This is a genomic window from Ruania suaedae (assembly GCF_021049265.1).
In the GTDB taxonomy this organism is placed as follows: Bacteria; Actinomycetota; Actinomycetes; order Actinomycetales; family Beutenbergiaceae; genus Ruania; species Ruania suaedae.
Map to the genome: position 1 here is coordinate 407,753 of NZ_CP088018.1, position 22,213 is coordinate 429,965.

A 22,213-nucleotide genomic window follows, 5' to 3' on the forward strand; every position below is an offset into this window, starting at 1 on the left:
GCCCACACATGAAGGTCAAGCTGACGTTGCACCGCGAGGGTCTGGCCCCGGCGGACATCGTGGTCACCGCCGACTCCACCGCGACCGCGGCCGACGTCGCGCGCTACATCGCCGACTCCGACCCGGCGCGCTCGATCATCGCCGGGGAGCACGACCTGCTCACGCTCGCGGTTGCGCCGCCGACGGCGGACCGGCTCGAACCGCTCCAGCCCGACGTCCCCATCGGCGAGGCCTCGATCGGCTCGGGCTTCGCCGCCGCGGTGCTCAACCTGGGCGAGCGCGCAGTGCCGTCGGCGCCCACCGGTGCCCGCAGCGTCGGCGTGCTGCGCGCCACCGACGGGCCGTTGCGTGGCCAGGAGTTCCCACTCGCGATGGGGCACACCTCGATCGGTCGCGATCCCGGCAACGGGCTCGTGCTCGCCGACCCGTTGGTGTCCAAGCGGCACGCCCGGATCGAGGTCAGCGGCTACGTCGAGCTGGTCGACCTCAACTCCGCCAACGGCGTTCTCGTCGACGGCGAGCTGGTGCAGCGGGTGCGGCTCGTGCCCGGCAAACCGTTCGTCATCGGGGGCACCACCCTCGTGCTCTACCTCGCCAGCGACTTCGACGGCACCGGCGAGGACCCGGTGCTCGAGCGCGGCGGCGGACTGCTGTTCAACCGCAGCCCTCGGGTGGAGGTGCGCTACCCGGGCACCGAGTTCCCCCCGCCACGCCTGCCCACCGAGGCGGTACAGAAGCTCTTCCCGTGGGTGATGCTGGTCGCACCGGTGATCATGGCGCTGTCGATCTACTTCATCACCGACCGCCCCCGGGCATTGCTGCTGGTGGTGATGACACCGCTGATGGCCCTCGGCAACTTCATCAACCAGCGCAACCAGACCGGCAACAAGCGCAACCACGAACTGTTGCTGTTCGAGCGGCAGTTCGAGGAGCTGGAGGAGAAGTTCTACCGGTCCAAGCCCGAGGAGGAGCGCGCACGCAACGACGAGGTCCCGCCGGTGGCCGAGGTCTTCGAGCACGCGATGCGCCTGGGCCCGTTGCTGTGGACCCGGCGACCCGAGCACTGGAACTTCCTGGCGCTGCGCCTGGGGATCGGCCGTGCGCCCTCGCGCAACTCGATCGCCCCGCGCGACTCCCAGGACGGTCTACCGGAGTACATCGAACGTCTCGAGCGGCTCAAGGAGCGCTATCGCTTCGTCGACGGCGTCCCGGTGATGGACACCCTGCGGGACCTGGGCTCGATCGGCGTGGCCGGGCCCACCGGCCCGGCCTCGGACGCGATGCGTGGGCTCGCCGTGCAGATCTTCGGCCTGCACGCCCCCAACGAGGTGGTCTCGGTCGCGTTCACCGACGCCGAGTGGGCGGGCGAGCTGGAATGGATCAAGTGGCTCCCGCACACGACCAGCGAGACCAGCCCATTCAAGAGCCTGCCGTTGGCCGACTCCGCCCCCGCCGCCAACTCACTGCTGAACGCGCTCGAGGAGTACGTGCTCCGCGGCGGTTCCCGGCCCGACCCCCGGGGCCCGTTCGCCGAGCGCTGGACGCCGATGAACTACGGCACCGATGTCAACCGTGCCTCGGAACAGATGAAACGCCCGCACCCGATCAACGTGGTCGTCTTCGTCACCAACGACGCTCCCGTGGACCGCGCGCGCCTGGTGCAGGTCCTCGAACGCGGGGCCGATGTCGGCGTCCATGCGGTGTTCGTCTCCCCGACCGTGGAATCGCTGCCGGCCGCCTGCCGCGGCTACCTCGACGTGGCCGGGGGTCTCGACGACGTCACGGTCGGCCTGGTGCGCAGCGGCGCCGCCTACGACGGCGTCAAGGTCGAGGGCGTCTCCAACTCCTACATGCACACCTTCACCAAGCGGCTGGCGCCGGTGGTGGACGCCAGCACCGTGGTGCACGACTCCTCCGACATCCCGAACTCGGTGATGTTCCTGTCCCTCGTGGGCGAGGAGGTGGCGCGCGAGCCGCAGGCCGTGGTGGACCGGTGGCAGCAGAACAACACCATCATCGATCGCTCCGACTCGCCGCGCCCGCGGTTGAAGAAGGCGGGGAACCTGCGCGCGATCATCGGCCAGGGTGCCAGCGACGCGATGACCCTGGACCTGCGTACGCAGGGGCCGCACGCGCTGGTGGGTGGCACCACCGGTGCCGGCAAGTCCGAGTTCCTGCAGGCATGGGTGCTCGGCATCGCCTCGGCGCACAGTCCCGACCGGGTCACGTTCCTGTTCGTCGACTACAAGGGTGGGTCGGCGTTCGCCGACTGTGTGGAGCTGCCGCACTGCGTGGGCCTGGTGACCGACCTCAGTCAGCACCTGGTGCGCCGTGCCCTGACCAGCCTCCGGGCCGAGCTGCACTACCGCGAGCACCTGTTCAACCGGAAGAAGGCCAAGGACCTCCTCGAGCTGGAGAAGCGGCAGGATCCGGAGTGTCCGCCGGCGTTGGTGCTGGTGATCGACGAGTTCGCGGCGCTGGCCGGTGAGGTGCCGGAGTTCGTGGACGGTGTGGTCGACATCGCCCAGCGGGGTCGCTCGCTGGGCATCCACCTCATCATGGCGACCCAGCGACCCGCCGGCGTCATCAAGGACAACCTCCGCGCCAACACCAATCTGCGGGTGGCGCTGCGGATGGCCGACGAGGCCGACTCCAAGGACGTGGTGGACGATCCGATCGCCGCCACCTTCCCGCCCTCGATCCCCGGGCGCGGGATCGCGAAGACCGGACCCGGCCGCCTCATCCCCTTCCAGTCCGCCTATGCGGGCGGCTGGACCTCTGAGAATGAGGTGGTCTCGGCGGAGGTGCGGGTGGCGGAGCTGCGGTTCGGGTCCATGGCCGAGTGGGAGCCGGACCGGCCGCCGGAATCGGACTCCCACGAGAAGGATCTCGGGCCCAACGACCAGCGCCGGGTGGTCAACACCCTCATCCGTGCCGCGGACCTGGCGAACCTGCCCATCCCACGCCGGCCCTGGCTCGACGACCTCGCGCCGGTGGTCGACCTGCGTGATCTTCCCGCCGAGGGCGACTCGCGTGTGCTGCTCGGCCGCGCCGACCTGCCGGCGCACCAGCGGCAGGATCCGGTGTACTTCACCCCGGACCGCGATGGCTCGCTGCTGATCTTCGGCACCTCCGGATCCGGCAAGTCCACGGTGCTCAAAACCATCGCCACCGCCGCCGGGATGCGCCCGGACCTGGGACGGACCGAGGTGTACGGGCTCGACTTCGCCTCGGGTGCGCTCGGTGTGCTCGAACGGCTGCCGCACGTGGGATCGATCATCGACGGTGACGACGCCGAACGGCTGCAGCGGCTGCTGCGCACTCTCGACGGCGAGCTGAGCCGGCGATCGGAGGCGTTCTCGGCCGCCAACGCCGCGAACCTGACCGAGTACCGCGACCTCGTCGACCCCTCGATGCCGCGGATCCTCCTGCTCATCGACAACTACCCGGAGTTCAAGAAGGAGTGGGAGATCTCCTCCGCGCGCGCTCCCTTCTACCGGATGTTCATGCGCATCCTCGGCGAAGGGCGGCCGCTGGGGGTCCACGCGGTGCTCACCGCCGACCGGGGCGGCGCCGTCCCGACAGCGGTGGTCTCCAACATCTCCCGCCGGGTCATCCTGCGCCTGGCCGACCCGAACCAGTACTTCATGCTCGGAGCGCCGAAGGACATCCTCGACGACCAGTCGCCCCCCGGACGGGCCGTGGTGGACAAGAACGAGGTCCAGACGGCCGTGCTCGGCGGTTCGACCAACGTGGCCGAGCAGTCCAAGGTGCTGGCGGAGCTGGCGCATCAGCTGCGCCAGCACGGTGCGCCCGAGGCACCACAGATCCGGTCCCTGCCGGTGCGCCTGAGCGTGGCCGACCTGCCCGACCACGTGGACGGTCTGCCCGTGATCGGTATCGCCGACGACACGCTGGCTCCCCGTGGATTCGACCCGGTCGGATCCTTCACGATCACCGGTCCGCCCCAGTCGGGCAAGACGAACGCCCTGCGTGCCTTCGTCACGGCGATCGAGCGGATCGATCCCGAGGTGAAGCTGTTCCACTTCGGCAGCCGCCGGGCCCAGTTGACCGAGTTCCGGGAGTGGGTGCGCAGTGCGACCCGCCCCGAGGACGAGAAGGAGCTCGCGAGCGAGCTGGCCGAGATCCTCGCCGACGAGACGGTGCCGGGGCGGATCATGGTGGTGATCGAGGACATCCCCCACCTGGCCGACGGACCGGCGGACCGCGCCGTGCGCGGGATGCTGCAGGCGTTGAACAACAGCGACCACCTGCTCGTCGGGGAGGCGGACGTGACCCGTGCCGGCGGCGGATCCGGTGTACTCGGCGAGTGGAAGTCCGCGCGCCAGGGGATCGCCCTGAAGCCGGACACCTACGACGGCGACACGTTGTTCAAGGTGCCGTTCGGGCGCGTCAAGCGCACCGATTTCCCGGACGGACGGGGGATCTTCGTCCAGGCGGGGCGGGCGGTGACCATGCACCTGCCGCTCGTGGACGGCGAGGGGGAGGGCCGCCGTCGTGAACCCCGCGCGGAGCGGTCCCGCGCCGGCGGGTGAAGCCATGGGGAGCGGTCCCCATTGAGCGGGTGGGGCGCTGACCCTACAGTCACACCTGGGTGATCCAAGCAGGGGCCCGAATCCGATACGTAGGAAGGTTGGGATCGATGACCGACTTCGGTGCAACGTACGACGAGATGGACTCGTGCGCCGACAAGCTGGACGACGGCAAGGACAGCATCGACACGGCGCTCGAGGAGTGCCAGGGGTATGTCGACGAGCTCGTCGAGGACGGTTTCAAGACCGAGAAGGCGTCCGGCAAGTTCAAGGACGGCTACGACGAGATGACCTCGGGCCTCAAGGACGCGTCCGAAGGTGTGAGCGAGATGGCGCAGGCGCTGCGCGACATGGCTCAGGCGATCCGCGACCTGGACGACCAGCTCGCCGGCGGCTGAGGCGGCCAGGCTGTGGGACCGGCGATCGCGCCGGTCCCACAGCCTTCTCGTCACCCTGCGGGGTTGGACGACCAGACGGAAGCGGTGGCGTGACATGGCGCCACCGGAGGCGGATCGAGGCGTGAGGAACCGGGGCCGTGGCTGACATCTACATCTCACTGGACGAGTTGCGCGAGGTGAGTACCCAGCTGGGCGACATCGTCGCGGAGTTCGAGAACGCCACCAGCAACTCCGAGGCGCTGGAGGCCGCGATCGGGACCCCGTTCGATGAGGGGAAGCTGCGATCCGAGGCGCGGGAGTTCGAGGAGCGCTGGGATGACAAGCGCAACGACCTCAAGGACGCGCTCGCGAAGGTCCAGGAGCACGTCGACGGGGTGATCGAGGGTGTCGAGCAGTGGGACACCGAGACCGCGATCGCCCTCGAGGCGGAAGAGTGAGACCCATGACCAGGGGAAACGAAGGTAGACGTCGATGACACAGTCGCCACGCGGCCGGACGATCATGCATGTGCAGGGGCAGCCGCAGGAGATCATCGACCGGGGGACCGCGATCGAGACCCTCGGCGGGCAGATGCGCGAGAGCGCGGCCGTGCTCGGCAGCATCAAGGACCGTGCTGCGGACCAGCAGGGGCAGGCGATCGACGCGCTGCGGGAATCGATCGGCGAGTCCCACGAGGTCCTGGCCGAGGCTGCCGACCTCTACGAACCGGTCGGCCCGGTGATCCGTTCCTACGGCGAGGCCCTCTCCGACGTCAAGCCGAAGCTGGACGCGCACGCGGACGAGTGCGAGACGCTCTGGAGCACCTTCGTGGCGCTGCCTCCGCACGGGACCTACGTGGCCGAGCGCGGCACCGGCGGCTTGTTCCAGCCCGAGGAGGGGAGCCCCGAGGCGGACCAGCAGGCCGAGGAGGACCAGGCCAAGCGGGACGCCTACGAGGCGTGGGAGGCGGAGGCGGTCGCCTTCGACAACGACTACGACACCTGGGAGAGCGCCTACGACGAAGCCGTCCAGAGCATCGGCGAGGAGATGGCCGGCTCCATCAAGGACGGCTTCTGGGACAACTGGGGCGACATCATCAAGGGGGTCCTGAGCTGGGCCTCACTCATCCTCGGGATCGCCGCACTCATCATCGGCGGTCCGCTCCTCGCGGCTCTGGCGCTGATCGCCGGGCTCGCCTATCTCGCGGTCACGGTCTACGAGTACTCGGAGGGGGACGCCAGCCTGCTGGACGTGGGCTTGGCGGCACTGGGCGTGCTGCCCGTGGGCAAGCTCGCCAACCTCACCAAGGGCTTGCACCTGAACAAGCTCGGCTTCAAGGCCATGGGCAAGGGCATGCTGGGCAACTTCGGCAAGCTCAAGGGGCTGACGACCAAGCCGTTCGGCGGTGGCCTCTACTCGACGTTCAAGAACAAGGGCACGGCAGCCGGACTGAATCAGCTGTTCCTGGGCTCGCCCTCCTTCCGCAGCGTCCACCGCACCCACAAGAGCATGTGGGAGGGCTCGGGGCGCTGGCTCGCCTCGATGCGGTCGTCCACCACGGTGCGCAACATCGCGATCGTCGACTATGGGCTCGGCGTCGCCTCGAACGGCCTCGGGCACTACGGTCGCGTCGCCTCGGCCACCGGGGTGCCGCTGCCCTTCGGTCTGGACATCCCCGACCTGCCGAAGGCGCCCGGCGGCGTCGGCGTGGTCCTGTAGTGCGGGCGGGGACGATGAGCGCGGCCGCGGAGCCGGTGGCCTGGACTCTCGACGTCGTCGAGGACGTGCAGGTACCGGGCTGGTTCTTCGTGCCGGCCGGGCTGGCCGCCGCCGAGCAGGAGCAATGGCTCGCCGAGTGCCGCGAGGCACTCGTGGAGATCACCGAGGCTCAGGGCCTCGACGCCGGCGAGCTCGACAGCCAGCGCCTGCGCTCGGAGCTGCTGGGCGGTCTCGAGGCGCGGGCCGCCTCGCCCTCGCTCGCGCTGTTCCAGGTGTGGCCGGCCGGGGCGCTCGGCTCTGTCCTGTGTCACGTCAGTGTCCTGGCCAGTTCCGACCTGCCCGACTGGACCGGGATCGGCGCGGCCGTCCATCCGATCGAGGCCGCCCACCTCGGTCCGGGCCTGCAGTGCTCGATCCGCCGGACCGTCGAGGTGGACAAGGAGCCGGTCGAGCTGGCGTCGGTGCACCTCGTCTTCGACGACGGCGAGACCACCCTGATGCTGAGCCTGACCGAGGCGCTGGCGCCCGTCGTGGCCTACGCCCTCCCGGGTTTCCTCACGCTGATGGAGTCGATCCGGATGGTGGCCGACGACGGACGACCGTTCCGGTCGCTGCCCCCGTCCGGCCTGGTGGCAGAGGAGCCGTGGCAGCTGGAGGAGGAGCAGCGATGAGCACAGCGAGCCTGCGCGAGGACCTCGGTGTCCAGCCCGATCCCGAGTTCGAACTGGACCTGCCTGCCGGCTGGGCCCGCCATGAACCGGACGACGCCACGCTGGCGAGCATGCTCGCCTCGATGAGGCAGCGGTTGATGGAGGCGCACCGCCCGGACCTGTACGCCCAGATGCGACCGATGCTCGAGCAGGCCTTCGCCGACATGCGCAGCGGTGGGGTGTTCGCCTTCTTCTCGGCCACCGACCCCGGTCCGCACACGCTCTTCCTGCCCACGTCCCTGAACGCCTCCATCATGCGGCCCGAGGCCGGCCGGTCGCTGGACGACGTGGCCAGGACACTGTTCCGCGACCATGGGGCGACGCCGCTGTTCGAGGACAAGCGGATGCTGCGGGCGGAGAAGGAGAAGACCCTCCGCATCGGGTCCGACACCCTGGTCAACCACTCCGTGGTCTACCTCACCCCGGTGCCGGGCTCGAAGCGTCGGCGTGCACTCCAGCTGGTGGCCGGCTTCGCGCGCCGGCCGGAGACGCCGGCGGAGGACCCGTGGGTGGAATCGATGCGCGCGCTGTTCGACTCGCTCGTCACCACGCTACGTTGGCGGCGCCCGACACCTTCGTGATGTCATGGCCGCGAAAGGTGAGGGATGCACGTTGAAGACGCCGGAACAGTCGCTGGAGCGCTGGGCGAGGACTGAGGACTTCCCCGTCCCGCCGTCGTGGGGGGAGATCGAGTCGGTCATCCTGGCCGAGCCGATCGGGCAGGACGAACTCGACCAGGCCGCCCGCACGGCCGGGCCGGGCGCCCGCATCCTCGGTGGGCTGGTCCGGCTCCTCGTCGGTGTCCTCGCCGCCGTCATGTACCTCTCCTCGCTCATCGGCCTGGCGATCGTGCTGGTGCGGGCGGGCGAGGGCGACGTGCTCGCCGAACCCGCCTGGGTGCAGGTGGCGCGGATCGCGTTCGGGCTGGCGGTCGCCGTCTCGGGCACCACGCTCGGGATCTGGTTCGACACCAGGCGGCGCGGTGTCCTGGGGCCGATCGCGACGGCGATCACCGGCCTGGCCTGCCTGGCAGCCGTCGGCGTGATGGTCGCCCGGCCGGAGGCGCTGGGCGATGTCGTCGCGCTCGTGCTGGCGGGACTGGCCGCCCTGCTCGGGCTGGTGGCGTGCCTGGTGCTGCTCCTCGCCTCCAAGCCGGGGGTGGCGCGGCGGCCGATGTTCACTCGCACCACCGTCACCCCGCAGGAGCAGATCCAGCGTGGCATGCGCGCACAGGTGCTGGAGATCCTCGTGCGCCGGGGTGTGGTCAGCGAGAAGGAGATCGACATCCCGGACATGGTCGAGCTGCCGATCGGGTCCTGGCACGAGCTCGATCCGCCGCGGGACGCGCGCCTGTGAACAGCGCCGCCGGCCGCCGGCGCGCAGGTGGTGTCGCCATGGTCGTGGCCGCACTCGCGGTCACCGCCTGTGGCGGGCCCACGCTGCCGAACAGCGTGATTGCCGGGACCACGGTGACCGTCGGCTGGTCCGGTGGGTTGGTCAGCACCAATGCCGCCACGACCGCGGCGACCTCCGGCGACCATGACGTCGCGGCGATGACCCGGTCACAGTTCGCCCGGACCGTCGAGGGTGTGCCCGTCATCGACGAGAGCTTCGGATCGGTCGAGATCGTCGACCCGGAAGGTTTCACCGTCCGCTACGACCTGGCCGAGCCGGAGTGGTCGGACGGCATCCCGGTGGACGCCGCCGATCTAATGCTGGCCTGGGCCGCCGGGTCGAACGCGCTGCTGCCGGACGACGTCGATCCCGCGAGCCTGGTGGCCGAGGACGGCAGCCTCGACGTGCCCGCGGGGGTGCCCTGGTTCGAGTCGATGCCCACGGGATTGACCGAGAGCCGGGAGGTGCCCGAGTACGACGAGTTCGGCCGCAGCATCGCGGTCACCTATCCCGAGCCGGTGGTGGACTGGCAGACGGCCCTGGACGTCGCCGTGCCCGCGCACGTCGTCGGGCGGCTCGCCTTCGATCTCGCCGATCCGATGGAGGCCAAGCAGGCCGTCATCGAGGCGATCGTGGGGGAGCAGACGAGCCGGCTGGCCACCATCGCGCGGACCTGGAACGAGGGGTTCGCACTCGGGGACGGGGACGGCAGCACGATCGCCCCCGAGCTGCTGCTCTCCTCCGGCCCGTTCCGGATCGAGGCGGTCGATCAGGCACGCCTCGATGCCCAGCAGGTCACGCTGGTCGCCAATCCGCGCTACGTCGGTAGTCCGACCCCGGAGTACGAGCGCGTCGAGCTGACCCGGACCACGGTCTCGGACCCGCTGACCTACATCGGCGAGACGCTCGACGTCGTCCAGGTCCCCCCGACCGCGCCCCACCGCGAGACCACCAGAGAGATGGAGCGTCTCGACTACCAGGTCTCGACCAGCGGCACCGGCGCCGTCTGGGCTCTGGTGCTGCGCACCGGCCGGGGAGAACTGGCCTGGCAGAGTGCGCGGGAGGCCTTCCTCGGCGCCGTGCCGCAGCGAGACATCGCCGAGGCAGGGGCCGGCCCGTGGGCGAACGAGCACGAGAACACCGACGTCACGCTGTTCCCGCCGGGTACCGACGGTCACCAGATCGTACGCGAGGACATCGACCCGGCCTCGCGCTTCGGCCTCTCGGAGGAGGAGGCGATCGCCGCCCGTGCCGAGGCCGGAGTCGAGGCGGGTGCCCGCGTCTGCGTGCTCTACGACACCGGCGAGCGCTTCGCCACCGACGCTTTCGCCGAGCTGCGCAGCGGGCTCGAACCTGCCGGCTGGGACGTCCGCGACTGTGGCACCGACAACCTGGCGGAGGGCCTGTCCGACGACGGGTGGCACGCCGTCCTCACCCGGGTGGACATCCCCGGCACGCCGGCTGAGATCGCGGCGCAGTGGGCGCTCGCCGGACCGGAGAACCTCAGCGGCAGCGAGGACGAGGAGCGCGCGGAGCTCATCGACAGCCTCGCCCACACGGCCGACCACTACGAGGCTCGCGACCTGCGCGTCGCGATCGAACGATCGATCGTCGAGGAGGCAGTGATCATGCCGCTCGTGGTGGACATCGTGGTGACGGTCTCCGACCGGGACGTCGAGGTGCCCGTTCCGCGGGCCGGATCTCGAGCGGCACTGACGTCGGAGATCGTGGAGTGGCACCTGGCCGACTGACGGGCGATTTCGCCTGCGACGAGCGGGCCGCGAGGAATATCATCATCTTTCACCGGTGTGCATCCGGGCGCGGGCAGGCGCATGGATGCACACCCATTCAGCAGGGGAGCAGTGACGTGGCACAGCACAACGAGCCAGATCCGCGCGACCGGGCAGCGATGACCCGGGCGCGGATCCTGCATGCGGCGATCGAGGTGTTCGCCGAGGAAGGGTTCGACGCCGGCCTGCGCTCCATCGCCTCCCGCGCCGGCGTGACAGCGGGCCTGATCACGCACTACTTCGGGTCCAAGACGCGGCTGCGGAGCGAGGGTGACGACTTCGTCATCGCGGCCCTCGCAGCCGGCCTCCCGGATCTGTTCGACAGCGGCAAGCTGGACGCCCACCTGGCCAACGACGCCGAAGCGGTGCTGCGCAGCATGCGTTACAGCATGCGCGGCCTGTCCGAAGGTGGCCCGCTGGCCGACCGGATCCTGGCAGTCACCATGGACCATGTGCACGCGACGATCCTGGACGGGATCGAGAAGGGGATCGTCGAACCGAGCGAGGACGAGAGGGAGCGGGCCCGGGTGGTGGTGCGCTACGCCGTCGGCGCCGCGATGCTGGACTTCGCGCTGGACCCCCCGACGAAACCGGACGAGGCGCGCGACGGACTTGTGCACTACGGGCGTGAGGTGGTGGTGCCCTTGATCCGCGTGACCGGGAAACGCCACTTCATCAGTTCGGCCGAGCACGGCGGGATGCTGGGTCGATCGGCGTTCGAGGCCCCGCGGGAGACGTAGCCGGCCGGCGGCGCCCGACCGTCAGGCGCCGGTCACCCAGAAGGAGACCAGCAGCGTCGTCCACCCGAGGGCCGCGATGCTGGAGATCACCAGGCCGGAGGTCGCCACACCGACACCCCCGGCGTTCGTGCGGCGGATGTGACGCAGGGCGAGCACCCCGCAGATGACGCCTGCGACGGCGGGCACGTAGGTCAGCACCCCGAGGCAGCCCAGCAGCAGCGCGGCGATCGCGAGCCCGGAGGTCCCGGGAGGAGAGGCGGCATAGCCGGGGCCCGCGAAGGTGTGCGCGGGGTCGGGCATCGGCAGCGTGTAGGAGTTGACGAACGGCGACGGGTCGTGGCCGGCTGCCATGCTCACTCCTCGGATGAGTCGGACTCGGAGGTGGGCTCCGCCGTCGAGAGGGGGGTGCAGCCCTGCGGAACGGGGATCTCCACCTCGGGGTCCACGTCGACCTCGTCCGCCGGCCGCAGCGAGTCGTAGGACGCGCCCAGGACGATGTCGATGGTCTGGTCGGCCCGGTCGTCGACGACGATCGCCGCATCGGGGATGAGCACCGCGGTGGTGAACGCCGCGGCGAGGCCGTCCTGGCCGCTGGTGATCTGCGCGGTACCGGCGAACTGGGAGGGCGCGTTGGCCGTCCGGCTCACGGCGATGCCGCGCTCGCCGAGCTCGTTCCCGACCTCGGAGGCCAGCCCGGAGGTGCTCGTGCCGTTGAGGACGCTCGCCGAGACCTCGGTCAGGGGCACGTAGGTGGCATCGGCGGGCGGGCACGGGCCGGCATCGGTCGTGGCCGTCGGCTCCGGGGCGTTGATCGCCACGTTCACCGGGGAGGGGAGTACCCCGACCCACACGGCACCGGCGCCCAGACCCACCAGCAGCATCGCCAGGATGAGCGCGCCGAAGATCACCGTCTGGCGCTGCTGCATGTGGCGCCGTCGGGCTGCTCGAGCCTTGGCGGGGGTGGTCACAGACAGAACCTAACGGAGATCGGCGGACCCGGGGCGCACGTGGCCGGGTCCGGAGGGTCACAGTTCGAGCACGCGGGCGTGCAGGATGTTGCGCTGCTGCAGGGCAGTGCGCAGGGCGCGATGGAGGCCGTCCTCGAGGTAGAGCACCCCGCGCCACTGCACCACATGGGCGAACAGGTCGCCGTAGAAGGTGGAGTCCTCCGCGAGCAGGCTGTGCAGGTCCAGCGTCGCCTTGGTGGTCACCAGCTCGTCCAGGTGCACCTGCCGAGGAGGGATCTCGGCCCAGTCCTTGGGTGTGCGCAGACCATGGTCCGGATAGGGCCGGTCATCACCGACGGACTTGAAGATCACGACATCGATCGTAGGTGAGGGCCAAGCGGCGGTCTTCAGCCCTGGGGCGGATCTCGGGAATCGGTCTGGGGGATGAGGGCGGCGGCCGGCGATGACCGCAGCGACACAGCGACGTCGGAGTGCGGGAGCATCCTGCCGCAGATCTGCGCAGCCGTGTCGTTCCGGTCACGTAGAGCAGGCCGCATGGATGCCACAGCGTCGAAGACATCTGGCGGAGGATGGGGGAGCCGTCGTCGCTCGTCCCTCGCTCCTCCTCCCGAATCCCACAGTGTCCAATACGGCGAAGAGCCCCCAGCCGACATGCGTGGCTGAGGGCTCTGCGCCGTGGCGGAGGATGGGGGAGCCGGCCTTCCTCGCTCCGCTGCGGAGGCCTCCCGAATCCGCAGTGTCCGATACATGTCTGAAGCCCCGACCGAAAAGCGTGGTCGGGGCTTCAGACATCTGGCGGAGGATGGGGGATTCGAACCCCCGAGGGCTTGCACCCAACACGCTTTCCAAGCGTGCGCCATAGGCCACTAGGCGAATCCTCCAAGGCGACCTCCAGGGTAGCGGTTCGGCAGCGGCAAGACGAACTCGCCCGGTGTGACGGGTACCACCGGCGAGCAGCGGCCGCTCCGGGCCCCCATTGCTCCGGCGTACGGGTGCTCCGGCACCGGCGCGTGGACGGTACAGTGGTGGCCGACCCCTCGTGCGGCGTCATCTCGCTGAACTCCCCCAGGGCCGGAAGGCAGCAAGGGCAGGTGAGCTCTGGCGGGTGTGCGGGGGGTCCTTTCATGCTCCGATCCACCCTGGTGGACGCGATGTCGGTGCCGCGGCCTATTGTGAGTCGGGTGAGCACTGCGTTGTACCGCCGGTACCGGCCCGAGACGTTCGCTGACGTGATCGGTCAGGAACACGTCACCGAGCCGCTGATGGCTGCGCTCGGCTCCGATCGCATCAACCACGCCTATCTGTTCTCCGGGCCCCGCGGGTGCGGAAAGACGACATCGGCCAGGATCCTGGCGCGGTGCCTCAACTGTGCGGAGGGGCCCACTCCCACGCCGTGCGGGCGGTGTGACAGCTGCACCGAGCTCGCCCGCGGAGGACCGGGCTCGCTGGACGTGGTGGAGATGGACGCTGCCTCCCACGGCGGCGTCGACGATGCGCGCGAGCTGCGGGAGCGGGCAGCGTTCGCCCCCGCCCGGGACCGTTTCAAGGTCTTCATCATCGACGAGGCGCACATGGTCACACCGCAGGGCTTCAACGCGCTGCTCAAGCTGGTGGAGGAACCGCCGCCGCACGTCATCTTCGTCTTCGCCACCACCGAACCGGAGAAGGTGATCGGGACGATCCGGTCCCGCACGCACCACTACCCCTTCCGGCTGGTCCCGCCCGACCGCCTCACCGCCTACCTGGAGAGCCTCGCCACTGCCGAGCACGTGCAGATCGACTCCGGCGTGCTCCCGCTCGTGGTGCGGGCCGGCGGCGGATCGGTGCGCGACTCTCTCTCGGTGCTCGACCAGTTGATCGCCGGGGCCGCCGACGGCGTCGTGGGCTACGAGCGCGCCGTCGCCCTGCTCGGATTCACCCACGGCACCCTCCTGGATGACACCGTGGAGGCGCTCGCCGCCCGGGACGGCGGGAGCCTGTTCCGTGTGATCGACCGCGTCATCGGGACCGGTCACGCGCCTCGACGCTTCGTCGAGGACCTGCTGGAGCGGCTGCGCGACCTGATCGTGGTCAGGGCGGCCGGTGAGCACGCCGCGTCCGTGCTGCGGGCCGTCCCGCAGGACCAGCTGCAGCGGATGCAGGCGCAGGCCGGCCATCTCGGCGCGGCCACCCTCTCCCGGAGCGCTGACCTGGTCAACGAGGCCCTGACGGAGATGACCGGCGCCACCTCCCCGCAGCTGCAGCTCGAACTGCTCTGCGCGCGGCTGCTGCTCCCGGCGGCCGACGACGGCACCGAGGGTTTCGGCGCCAGGCTCGACCGGGTCGAAGGTGCACTCGCGGGCGGAGTCGCTGCCGCGCCGGCCTCCCCGCCGGCCTCCCCGCCGGCCTCCGCGACGCCCCCCGCACGCGCCCCGGCTGAGGAGCAGCCTCGCCCACCGGTGCCCACGGCTTCGAGCACCCCACCCCCGGCGAACGGGGACGACTCGAGCCCGCAGACCCCTACCGATGAGCCCCCCGCCGACGCACCCGTCGCCGCGATTCCTGCTCCGGAGCAGCCTGCGACCCTCGCGCCCGCTCCCGTGAGCGAGGAGAAGACGCCCCTGACGACGCCCGGGGGCCAGGACGAGGAGCAGGCGGCTCGAACGGTCACCGCACCGGCCGAGGAGTCGACCGCGGCCGGGATGACGGCGGATGGGGTCCGCCGCCGGTGGCCGGAGGTCCTCGAGACACTGGCACGTCTCAAGCGCATCAGCTGGGCGCTGATCTCGCAGGACGCCCAGGTGGTCGACCTCACGTCGAGCACCCTGACCCTCGGGTTCTCGACCTCCGGGCTGGCCTCGACCTTCCGCAACGGTCCCCACGCGGACTTCGTGGCCCGGTCCCTGCAGGAGACCCTCGGACTCGAGGTGCGCATCGACGCGGTGGTCACGGACAGTGCTGCGCCCGCCGCCGGCGGCGGAGCATCGACCCCGCCCGCCCCGACCTCCAGCGACTGGGGCACGCCCGCAGCGGAGCAGGCACCGACCGGGCAGGGACCGACAGGGCAGGCACCGACCGGGCCGCCCGCCGAGCGGCAGCCCCGTGCGGGCGTGACGCCACCCGCCGGCGCCTCCCGCGCCGACGATGCGCCCCCCTGGGACGTGCCCGAGCAGAGCGGGCGTGAACCGCGGGCCGGGCATGGCTCCTCGTCTGAGTCCGACGATGCCGCCGATGCGGAGGCCGACCCAGGGCCTGCACCGGCCGACGGCTGGCCCGACCTCCCGCCTGCTCCGCCGAGCTGGGACGAGGAACCGCCGCCACCGGAGGAGGAGCCGCCCAGCCAGTACGCCGGCCCTCGGCCCACGCCGGAGGCGGCCGGAACGTCCTCGCCCGCCCCCTCACCGGTGGACGCCGGGGCGTCACCGCGCGACCAGGCGTTCGCCGCGGCGCGCCAGGCAGCCACGACCGGCGCGCACCCGCCGGGAGCCGATGCCCTCGCCGGGGCGCACAGTCCACCCTCGGAACTCGAGGAGGACTCCCCGAGCCCGGATGATCCCGACATCGAGTCCACCGGTCTCGTGGGAGCGCCGCTCGTGGCGCGACTGCTGGGCGGTACTGTCATCGACGAGATCGTCGAACACCCGGATGGGAGTGAGCAGTGAGCGCGTACGACGGTGTCGTCCAGGAGCTGATCGACGAGCTCGGCCAGCTCCCCGGGGTCGGCCCCAAGAGCGCACAACGCATCGCCTTCCACATCCTCGCCGCCGACACCGAACGCGTCCACCGCCTGGCCACTGCCCTCACCGAGGTCAAGGCCCGGGTGCGGTTCTGCGAGATCTGCGGCAATGTCTCCGAGGAGGACCGCTGCCGCATCTGCCGCGACCCGCGCCGCAACGGTGCGCTGCTGTGTGTGGTGGAGGAGGCCAAGGACGTGGTGGCGATCGAGCGCACGCGCGAGTACCGGGGTCGCTATCACGTGCTCGGGGGCGCCATCAATCCGATCGACGGCGTCGGCCCGGACGACCTGCGCATCCGCGAGCTGATGACACGCCTCGCCGACGGGGAGGTGACCGAGGTCATCATCGCCACCGACCCCAACGTCGAGGGTGAGGCCACCGCCACCTACCTCACGCGGATGCTGCGGCCGATGGGTATCGTGGTCTCCCGGCTCGCCTCCGGACTGCCTGTCGGAGGAGACCTGGAGTATGCCGACGAGATCACGCTCGGCCGGGCGTTCGAGGGCCGGAGGAGTATCGATGTCTGATCAGCTGGAGCTCGACTCCGACCTGCAGGCCCTCGGTGGGGCCACGGCCGCCGCCGCGGAGCGGTACATCGAGACGGTGCGCCAGGTGGCCTCCGGCGCCACCCCCGATGCGGCCATCCCGTTGCTGCTGCTGGCCACCTCCGACCTCACCGCCGCCGGGGCGCGCCTCGGCGCGATCGTCGATGTGGTCCCGGCCAGCAGATTCGAGCCCGACGACGGCCCGGATCCCGACGTCGAGCCGTTGCGGCTGTCCCTGGTGAACCTGCTCGAGGGGATCGACGACTACCACGAGGTCTCCGACCCGCTGGTCAGCGGTGAGGTGAGCGAGGGAAGTCTGAGCAACGACCTCACCGACATCGCCCAGGCCCTCCTGGTCGGCCTCAACCACCAGCGGGCCGGGAACCTCTCCGAGGCGCTGTGGTGGTGGCAGTTCTCTTATCTCTCCGACTGGGGCGAGCGCGCCGCGGCCGCGACCCGGGTGTTGCTCGGGCTGATCTCCCACCTGCGCCTGGACGTCGACCCCGACGTCGCCGGCGAGGCCAAGTTCGAGGCCCTGCACGCGGCCGACGACGCTGCCGGCACGGTCGACCCCTCCCGCGGATGACCGGTTGACCCGGATGACCCGATGAGTGGTCTGGCCGAGCTGGCCGATGCGACGATCTCGCTGCCGGGGTCGGGTGGGCTGGAGATCACCGTCTGGGTGCTGTTCCTGCTGGTCCTCGCCGGCCTCGCCGCCGGATTCGTCGACGCCGTCGTGGGTGGCGGTGGCCTGATCCAGCTGCCGGCGCTGTTGCTGGTCCCCGGGATCAGCCCGGTCCAGGCGCTCGCGACGAACAAGGTCGGCTCCATCATGGGCACCTCCACCAGTTCGATCACCTACTACCGGCGGGTCCATCCGGACATGCGGACCGCGGCTCCGACGGCCCTGGCGGCACTGCTCGCCGCCATCGGGGGAGCGGCGTTGGCGGCGAACATCCCGGCGGAGGCGTTCAAACCCATCATCATCGTCGTGCTGGTCGCCGTCGCGGTCTACACGGTGCTGCGGCCCCAGGTGGGGGTGTCCACCGAGCTGCGCTGGAGCGGCAACCACCACTACGGCGCGGCGATGCTGCTCGGAGCAGGAATCGGCGCCTACGACGGTCTGCTCGGTCCCGGTACCGGCTCGTTCCTGGTCATCGGGCTGGTCAGCGTGCTCGGGTACGCGTTCCTGCCTGCCACCGCGCTGGCGAAGATCGTGAACTTCGCCACGAACCTCGGCGCACTGATCTTCTTCGTCCCCCACGGCGCCGTGCTGTGGGGGATCGGGCTCGCCCTCGGGCTGGCGAACATGCTCGGTGCCTACGTCGGCGCCCGCACGGCTGTGGCACGAGGAAGCCGATTCATCCGGATCGCCTTCGTGCTCGTCGTGAGCGTGCTGATCGTCAAACTCGGGTGGGACGTGGCGCACGGGCGATGACCTCCGTCGGGCGCCCGGCCGGGCCCGACCTGGGTCGGGCGAGGTATCGGGATCCGGACGAGCACGGAGCCGGCCGGTGCGGCCCGGGTATCATGAACCGTTTGCTTTTGCCTCTGATCCCAACCCCCCGGAGCGCCCAGTGGCACTCATCGTCCAGAAGTTCGGTGGTTCATCCGTCTCGGATGCCGACAGCATCAAGCGCGTGGCGAGACGGATCACCGAGACGAAGCAGGCCGGGAACGACGTAGTGGTGGTGGTCTCCGCCATGGGCGACACCACCGATGAGCTGCTCGACCTGGCCGATCAGGTTTCCTCTGCGCCCCCCTCTCGGGAGATGGACATCCTGCTCACCGCGGGTGAGCGGATCTCGATGGCCCTGCTCTCGATGGCCATCCACGAGCTGGGCGTCGACGCGCAGGCGTTCACCGGCCAGCAGGCCGGGATGATCACCGACACCTCGCACGGCAACGCGCGCATCGTCACAGTCAACCCGAGCCGTATCCTCGAGACGCTCGACTCCGGCGCCGTCGCCATCGTGGCCGGCTTCCAAGGGGTCACCGAGGAGACGAACGACGTCACCACGCTGGGGCGTGGCGGCTCGGACACGACCGCCGTGGCCCTGGCCGCCGCGATGAACGCCTCGGTCTGCGAGATCTTCACCGATGTGGACGGCCTGTTCACGGCCGATCCGCGGATCGTGCCCTCCGCACGGCGCATCGACCGCATCAGCATGGAGGAGACGCTCGAGATGGCCGCGCACGGTGCCAAGATCCTGCACCTACGCGCCGTGGAGTTCGCCCGCCGCCACGGCGTGCCGATCCATGTCCGCTCCTCGTTCTCCCAGCACAACGGGACGCTCGTCACCGACCAGGAAGAAGGATCCATGGAACAACCGCTCATCTCCGGCGTCGCTCACGACCGTTCCCAGGCCAAGATCACGGTCCTGGGCGTGCCCGACGTGCTCGGCAGCGCCGCTCAGCTGTTCGAGGCCGTCGCGGCTGCCGGCGTGAACATCGACATGATCGTGCAGAACGTCTCGGCGCACCGCTCCGGCGTCACCGACATCTCCTTCACCCTCCCGCACGAGCAGGGCGAGCAGGCCCGCGCCGCGCTGCAGGCGCTCGCCGCAGAGTACGGCTACCAGGAGGTCCAGTACGACGAGGGCGTGGGCAAGATCTCGCTCGTCGGCGCCGGCATGCGCTCCCACCCGGGCGTCTCCGCCAAGCTCTTCGGCGCGCTGCGTGACGCCGGGATCAACATCGAGATGATCTCCACCTCCGAGATCCGGATCTCCGTGGTCACCCGGAGCGAGCACGTCGACGAGGCGGTGCGCGCGGTGCACACCGCGTTCGGGCTGGACGCGGACAAGGTCGAGGCCGTGGTCTACGGCGGGTCGGGCCGCTGATGGGCGTCAACGTCGCCGTCGTCGGCGCCACCGGTCAGGTCGGGGCAGTCATGCGCCGGCTCCTCGACGAGCGCGACTTCCCCGTCGACTCGCTCCGGTTCTTCGCCTCCGCGCGCTCGGCCGGCACCACCCTGGAGTGGCGTGGCCGGCAGATCGTCGTCGAGGACACCGCCACCGCGGACCTGAGCGGCATCGACATCGCGCTCTTCTCCGCGGGCGGATCCACTTCCAAGGCGCAGGCCCCCCGCTTCGCCGAGGCGGGTGCCGTCGTGGTGGACAACTCCTCCGCCTGGCGGATGGATCCGGACGTGCCGCTCGTGGTCTCGGAGGTCAACCCCGAGGCCATCGATGAGGCCCGCAAGGGCATCATCGCCAACCCGAACTGCACCACCATGGCCGCGATGCCGGCGCTGAAGGTGCTGCACGCCGAAGCCGGGCTGCAACGGCTGATCGTCTCCACCTATCAGGCAGTCTCGGGGAGCGGGCTCGCCGGGGTGGAGGAGCTCGACAGCCAGGTGCGTGGCACCGCCGACCAGGACACCACCGCCCTGACCTACGACGGGTCGGCCGTCAGCTTCCCCGATCCGGTCAAGTACGTCGCCCCCATCGCCTACAACGTGGTCGCCCTCGCCGGCAGCCTCGTCGACGACGGGTCCGGCGAGACCGACGAGGACCAGAAGCTGCGCAACGAGTCCCGCAAGATCCTCGGTCTGCCCGAGCTGCTGGTCTCCGGCACCTGTGTGCGGGTTCCGGTCTTCACCGGTCACGCTCTCTCGGTCAACGCCGAGTTCGAGCGCCCGCTCAGCCCGCAGCGCGCCGAGGAGCTATTGGCCGGCGCACCGGGGGTGCAGCTGGCCGACGTCCCGACGCCGCTGCTCGCCGCGGGTCAGGACGACACCTTCGTGGGACGCCTGCGCCAGGATCCGGGCGTGCCGGACGGACGTGGTCTCGCCCTGTTCATCGCCGGGGACAACCTGCGCAAGGGCGCCGCGCTGAACGCGATCCAGGTGGCCGAGCTGGTGGCCGCCAAGCAGGGCGCTCCCGCCTGAGCACACGCGGAACCCGCATCTCCACGCGATGAACGCTCGTCGATCGAGTCGCTGACAGCGGCCCGATCGGCGGGCGTTCTGCGTTGCAGCTCACGCCTCCGGTGCGCGCTCGGTCAGGGCTCGCGCCGGGTCGACCAGGCGACGCATCCCCGCGTTGAACAGGTCGGGATCCGGCGCGATGTCGCCGGCCAGCAGGATCAGGCCGGCACCCTGATCCAGCGCCGCCAGGAGCGTGCCCACCTCCGAGACAGTCAGCGTCTCGTCATCGGCGCGGCCCTTCTGCGCGATCGCACTGTAGTAGGCGAGAACCGCCGCGAGGCGCTCATGCAACTGCGCTGCGACCGTCTCGTCGCGCGCTGCGCTGGCGATGAACTCCAGCGTGGCCAGCGCGAAGCCCTGGGTGGCCCCTGGTGGGTAGCCCTCGCGCTCCGCGACGTCCTTTCCGGTGGAGGCCGGGTTCGACGTCCGCTCGAACGGATCGTCCAGATCGGCTTCCGCGAGTTCGAGATTCGCGTCCATGACGGCCAGGAACAGGCCGGACTTCCCCTCGAAGTTCGAGTACACGGCCCCCTTCGAGAAGCCGGCCTCGCGCGCGATCCGGTCCAGACTCGCCGCATGAAATCCGTCCTCGGCGAACACGCTGCGGGCCGCGAAGATCAATGCCTCGCGCGTCTGCCGCTGCCGGTCCCGGCGGGAGAGAGGATCCGGAAGCTGGGTCATGTTTCCAGGGTAGAGGAGCCACGATCTTGATGTACCGACAGTATCCAGATACTGTCGGTACATGAATACCAACGGTATCCGGGATGGTGGTTCGGGTCGCGACGTGCTGAGCGTCGCCGGCCTGACCCGCCGCTACGGAGATGTTCTCGCCAATGACGGCATCTCGCTGCGCGTCCGTGCCGGCGAGGTCGTCGGGCTGCTGGGTCACAACGGGGCAGGAAAGACCACGCTGGTCTCCCAGGTGGTGGGCCTGCTGAAGCCTGACGCCGGTGAGATCCGGGTGGGGCGCGCCGACGCCGTGCGGTATCCGGCCACGGCGCGTCGCCACGTCGCCCTTCAGCCGCAGGCACAAGCCCCCATCGACGGACTCACCCCGCGTGCAGCCATCGAGATCGCCGGCCGTCTGCGCGGGCTCTCCTCCCGCGATGCTCGTGCGGCGGCCGCGAACGTGGCCGACGAGCTCGACATCGGCCCCTGGCTGGACCGGCGCGCTCTGCCGGAGGGCGGAGGCCTCTCCGGTGGGATCCGACGGCTCACGGGTTTCGCCATGGCCGTGGCGGCTCCCACCCCGTTGCTCATCCTGGACGAGCCCACCAACGACATCGATGCCTCCCGGCGCCGCCTGCTCTGGGATGCCGTGCGCCGCCGCGGGGATCGGGGTAGTGGCGTGCTGCTCGTCACCCACAACGTCGCCGAGGCTGAGCGGATCGTGGACGAGCTGGTCATTCTCGATCGGGGCCGGCTCCTCGCCCACGGATCGCCTGCCCGGCTGCGAGGGACCCAGGACAGCGACCTGCGCCTGGAACTCCAGCTTCCGCCTGATGGTGTGGACCCGTCCGAGGATGGTCTGGGCCCTGCGGTGCTGCGCCGCGTCAGAACCGGACGGCGCACCCTGCTGACGGTCGCGGCCGGCGAGGCCGCAGCCGCCGTGTCCTGGGCCACCGCCGAGCACGCCGAGGACCGGATCGAGGGCTTCTCGCTCGCGCCGGCGACGCTCGAGGACGCCTACCTGGCTCTCACCGAGGACGCTGCCCCCGCCCCATCGACCAGTCAGGAGAGTACCGATGCCTGAATCCCCAGCTACCGCG

General features: G+C 70.4%; 20 protein-coding genes, 1 tRNA gene and 1 other RNA gene. 17 read left to right on the top strand and 5 right to left on the bottom strand.

Annotated elements, in window-relative coordinates; all coding sequences use genetic code 11:
* Positions 1 to 8 precede the first annotated feature (8 nt).
* The 9 genes from LQF12_RS01755 to LQF12_RS01795 all read left to right on the top strand — a co-directional run bounded on the left by LQF12_RS01755 (position 9) and on the right by LQF12_RS01795 (position 11,284).
* A complete protein-coding gene (locus LQF12_RS01755; protein WP_231054292.1) occupies positions 9 to 4,556 on the top strand; it encodes a type VII secretion EssC family protein in 4,548 nt (1,515 codons plus the stop codon).
* Between the two features lie 107 nt (positions 4,557 to 4,663).
* Positions 4,664 to 4,951, top strand: a complete 288-nt coding sequence (locus tag LQF12_RS01760) for a WXG100 family type VII secretion target (protein ID WP_231054293.1) — start codon at positions 4,664 to 4,666, stop codon at positions 4,949 to 4,951.
* A 137-nt stretch (positions 4,952 to 5,088) separates the two neighbouring features.
* Positions 5,089 to 5,388, top strand: coding sequence for a hypothetical protein (locus LQF12_RS01765; protein ID WP_231054294.1), 300 nt, complete (start codon positions 5,089 to 5,091; stop codon positions 5,386 to 5,388).
* 34 nt (positions 5,389 to 5,422) lie between these two features.
* Positions 5,423 to 6,649: a hypothetical protein gene (locus LQF12_RS01770; protein WP_231054295.1), complete on the top strand. Its 1,227-nt coding sequence runs from the start codon at positions 5,423 to 5,425 to the stop codon at positions 6,647 to 6,649.
* A 14-nt stretch (positions 6,650 to 6,663) separates the two neighbouring features.
* Positions 6,664 to 7,320 carry a hypothetical protein gene (locus LQF12_RS01775; protein ID WP_231054296.1) on the top strand — a complete coding sequence of 219 codons (657 nt, stop codon included), beginning with the start codon at positions 6,664 to 6,666 and terminating at the stop codon, positions 7,318 to 7,320.
* Entirely contained in the window at positions 7,317 to 7,940 is a 624-nt protein-coding gene (locus tag LQF12_RS01780) for a hypothetical protein (RefSeq protein WP_231054297.1), read from the top strand. The genes LQF12_RS01775 and LQF12_RS01780 overlap by 4 nt, the downstream gene beginning before the upstream one ends.
* Before the next feature lie 31 nt (positions 7,941 to 7,971).
* The gene (locus tag LQF12_RS01785) at positions 7,972 to 8,715 is read left to right on the top strand and encodes a hypothetical protein (RefSeq protein WP_231054298.1); all 744 of its coding nucleotides are present in this window, start codon (positions 7,972 to 7,974) and stop codon (positions 8,713 to 8,715) included.
* A 38-nt stretch (positions 8,716 to 8,753) separates the two neighbouring features.
* Positions 8,754 to 10,505, top strand: coding sequence for an ABC transporter substrate-binding protein (locus tag LQF12_RS01790; RefSeq protein WP_231054299.1), 1,752 nt, complete (start codon positions 8,754 to 8,756; stop codon positions 10,503 to 10,505).
* Positions 10,506 to 10,621: 116 nt separating this feature from the next.
* Positions 10,622 to 11,284: a TetR/AcrR family transcriptional regulator gene (locus LQF12_RS01795; protein WP_231054300.1), complete on the top strand. Its 663-nt coding sequence runs from the start codon at positions 10,622 to 10,624 to the stop codon at positions 11,282 to 11,284.
* A 21-nt stretch (positions 11,285 to 11,305) separates the two neighbouring features.
* Here the strand turns inward: LQF12_RS01795 and LQF12_RS01800 are convergent, their stop codons facing one another.
* The 4 genes from LQF12_RS01800 to LQF12_RS01815 all read right to left on the bottom strand — a co-directional run bounded on the left by LQF12_RS01800 (position 11,306) and on the right by LQF12_RS01815 (position 13,133).
* A complete protein-coding gene (locus LQF12_RS01800; protein WP_231054301.1) occupies positions 11,306 to 11,635 on the bottom strand; it encodes a DUF4190 domain-containing protein in 330 nt (109 codons plus the stop codon).
* 2 nt (positions 11,636 to 11,637) lie between these two features.
* Complete coding sequence (locus tag LQF12_RS01805; protein WP_231054302.1) at positions 11,638 to 12,252, bottom strand: LytR C-terminal domain-containing protein; 615 nt, start codon at positions 12,250 to 12,252, stop codon at positions 11,638 to 11,640.
* Positions 12,253 to 12,309: 57 nt separating this feature from the next.
* Positions 12,310 to 12,603 carry a type II toxin-antitoxin system VapB family antitoxin gene (locus LQF12_RS01810; protein WP_231054303.1) on the bottom strand — a complete coding sequence of 98 codons (294 nt, stop codon included), beginning with the start codon at positions 12,601 to 12,603 and terminating at the stop codon, positions 12,310 to 12,312.
* A gap of 442 nt (positions 12,604 to 13,045) precedes the next feature.
* Positions 13,046 to 13,133 (bottom strand) — tRNA-Ser (locus LQF12_RS01815).
* A gap of 147 nt (positions 13,134 to 13,280) precedes the next feature.
* On the opposite strand from LQF12_RS01815, the gene ffs reads away from it, so the two are divergent.
* From ffs to LQF12_RS01850, 7 genes are all read left to right on the top strand, one after another.
* Positions 13,281 to 13,377, top strand: an RNA gene (gene ffs, locus LQF12_RS01820) — signal recognition particle sRNA small type.
* Between the two features lie 56 nt (positions 13,378 to 13,433).
* On the top strand, positions 13,434 to 15,893 hold the full coding sequence (locus LQF12_RS01825) for a DNA polymerase III subunit gamma and tau (protein ID WP_231054304.1): 2,460 nt from the start codon (positions 13,434 to 13,436) through the stop codon (positions 15,891 to 15,893).
* Positions 15,890 to 16,495 carry a recombination mediator RecR gene (recR, locus tag LQF12_RS01830; protein WP_231054305.1) on the top strand — a complete coding sequence of 202 codons (606 nt, stop codon included), beginning with the start codon at positions 15,890 to 15,892 and terminating at the stop codon, positions 16,493 to 16,495. The genes LQF12_RS01825 and recR overlap by 4 nt, the downstream gene beginning before the upstream one ends.
* Positions 16,488 to 17,099 (top strand): DUF5063 domain-containing protein, encoded by a 612-nt coding sequence (locus LQF12_RS01835; RefSeq protein WP_231054306.1) that lies wholly within the window; start codon positions 16,488 to 16,490, stop codon positions 17,097 to 17,099. The genes recR and LQF12_RS01835 overlap by 8 nt, the downstream gene beginning before the upstream one ends.
* A gap of 21 nt (positions 17,100 to 17,120) precedes the next feature.
* Positions 17,121 to 17,951: a TSUP family transporter gene (locus LQF12_RS01840; RefSeq protein WP_231054307.1), complete on the top strand. Its 831-nt coding sequence runs from the start codon at positions 17,121 to 17,123 to the stop codon at positions 17,949 to 17,951.
* Positions 17,952 to 18,090: 139 nt separating this feature from the next.
* Positions 18,091 to 19,356, top strand: coding sequence for an aspartate kinase (locus LQF12_RS01845; RefSeq protein ID WP_231054308.1), 1,266 nt, complete (start codon positions 18,091 to 18,093; stop codon positions 19,354 to 19,356).
* The gene (locus LQF12_RS01850; protein ID WP_231054309.1) at positions 19,356 to 20,405 is read left to right on the top strand and encodes an aspartate-semialdehyde dehydrogenase; all 1,050 of its coding nucleotides are present in this window, start codon (positions 19,356 to 19,358) and stop codon (positions 20,403 to 20,405) included. The genes LQF12_RS01845 and LQF12_RS01850 overlap by 1 nt, the downstream gene beginning before the upstream one ends.
* Before the next feature lie 90 nt (positions 20,406 to 20,495).
* Here LQF12_RS01850 and LQF12_RS01855 read toward each other — a convergent pair whose 3' ends face one another.
* On the bottom strand, positions 20,496 to 21,125 hold the full coding sequence (locus LQF12_RS01855; protein WP_231054310.1) for a TetR/AcrR family transcriptional regulator: 630 nt from the start codon (positions 21,123 to 21,125) through the stop codon (positions 20,496 to 20,498).
* 61 nt (positions 21,126 to 21,186) lie between these two features.
* Here LQF12_RS01855 and LQF12_RS01860 point away from each other — a divergent pair, with 61 nt between their 5' ends.
* Positions 21,187 to 22,197, top strand: a complete 1,011-nt coding sequence (locus tag LQF12_RS01860; RefSeq protein WP_231054311.1) for an ABC transporter ATP-binding protein — start codon at positions 21,187 to 21,189, stop codon at positions 22,195 to 22,197.
* The last annotated feature ends 16 nt before the right edge of the window (positions 22,198 to 22,213 follow it).